The organism is Streptococcus sp. 1621 (assembly GCF_013276615.1).
GTDB lineage: Bacteria > Bacillota > Bacilli > Lactobacillales > Streptococcaceae > Streptococcus.
The window spans coordinates 3,458-5,349 of the sequence record NZ_VMLJ01000021.1; the positions used below are offsets into that span (position 1 = coordinate 3,458).

Here is a 1,892-nt window from a genome sequence, read left to right on the forward strand (position 1 = left end):
TGACGAAGTCAGCTCAAAATAGTGTTTTGAGGTTGTAGAAGAAGAGGTTGGGCAAAAAACTCGACTTTAGGAGAAAATGAAGTAAATCTTCCCACAATAAAACGTATAGTAGCAAGATTTCTCAAGACCTGATACTATATGTTTTTCTGATTGCAAAGACTTTTTGACCAGTCTCAGCTATACCTACGGTAAGGCGATGCTGACGTGGTTTGAAGAGATGTTCGAAGAGTATTAAACTGATGTTGTGAATAACTTATACCTAGCTTCCTAGTTTGCTTTTGTAGTATAAACCAGAGACTGTTTGCATTTTCAGCAAGTGAGTGGATGAATAATGCTGAAAACTCCTCGAAGGATAAGTCTATTTAGTACTTTCTATATAGTTAGTTAAATTTTTACCAAGAATAATTCACAAAAACGTTGTAAAACACTTGCAATTTAGCTGAAATTTGATAAAATAGTAAGGAAAGTTAGACTGTATTGCCTACTGTCTATCTATAAAATATATTTTATTGGAGGCTTTTACTCAAATGGCAAAAGAAAAATACGATCGTAGTAAACCACACGTTAACATTGGTACTATCGGACACGTTGACCACGGTAAAACTACCCTAACTGCAGCTATCACAACTGTTTTGGCACGTCGCTTGCCTTCATCAGTTAACCAACCTAAAGACTATGCGTCTATCGATGCTGCTCCAGAAGAACGCGAACGCGGTATCACTATCAACACTGCGCACGTTGAGTACGAAACTGAAAAACGTCACTACGCTCACATCGACGCTCCAGGACACGCGGACTACGTTAAAAACATGATCACTGGTGCCGCTCAAATGGACGGAGCTATCCTTGTAGTAGCTTCAACTGACGGACCAATGCCACAAACTCGTGAGCACATCCTTCTTTCACGTCAGGTTGGTGTTAAACACCTTATCGTCTTCATGAACAAAGTTGACTTGGTTGACGACGAAGAATTGCTTGAATTGGTTGAAATGGAAATCCGTGACCTATTGTCAGAATACGACTTCCCAGGTGACGATCTTCCAGTTATCCAAGGTTCAGCTCTTAAAGCCCTTGAAGGTGACACTAAATACGAAGACATCGTTATGGAATTGATGAACACAGTTGATGAGTACATCCCAGAACCAGAACGTGACACTGACAAACCATTGCTTCTTCCAGTCGAAGACGTATTCTCAATCACTGGACGTGGTACAGTTGCTTCAGGACGTATCGACCGTGGTATCGTTAAAGTCAACGACGAAATCGAAATCGTTGGTATCAAAGAAGAAACTCAAAAAGCAGTTGTTACTGGTGTTGAAATGTTCCGTAAACAACTTGACGAAGGTCTTGCCGGAGATAACGTAGGTGTCCTTCTTCGTGGTGTTCAACGTGACGAAATCGAACGTGGACAAGTTATTGCTAAACCAGGTTCAATCAACCCACACACTAAATTCAAAGGTGAAGTCTACATCCTTACTAAAGAAGAAGGTGGACGTCACACTCCATTCTTCAACAACTACCGTCCACAATTCTACTTCCGTACTACTGACGTTACAGGTTCAATCGAACTTCCAGCAGGTACTGAAATGGTAATGCCTGGTGATAACGTGACAATCGACGTTGAGTTGATCCACCCAATCGCCGTAGAACAAGGTACTACATTCTCTATCCGTGAGGGTGGACGTACTGTTGGTTCAGGTATGGTTACAGAAATCGAAGCTTAATTCGATTTAGTTCCCAGAAGAACAATTATTTAAGTCAGACACTAAAAGAATCTTGCATTGCAAGGTTCTTTTTTTTCAGATATTGAACTAATACTCAATGAAAATCAAAGAGCAAACTAGGAAGCTAGCTGCAGGCTGCTCAAAACACCGTTTTGAAGTTGTAGATAA

At 40.6% G+C, this 1,892-nt stretch carries 1 protein-coding gene; it reads left to right on the forward strand.

Annotated elements, in window-relative coordinates:
• Window positions 1–527 precede the first annotated feature (527 nt).
• Window positions 528–1,724 (forward strand): elongation factor Tu, encoded by a 1,197-nt coding sequence (gene tuf / locus HT697_RS05060; RefSeq protein ID WP_001040726.1) that lies wholly within the window; start codon window positions 528–530, stop codon window positions 1,722–1,724.
• Window positions 1,725–1,892 lie beyond the last annotated feature (168 nt).

Excerpts from the sequence above, each read along its gene's own strand:
- tuf (WP_001040726.1), top strand. The coding sequence starts at position 528 with ATGGCAAAAGAAAAATACGATCGTAGTAAACCACACGTTAACATTGGT.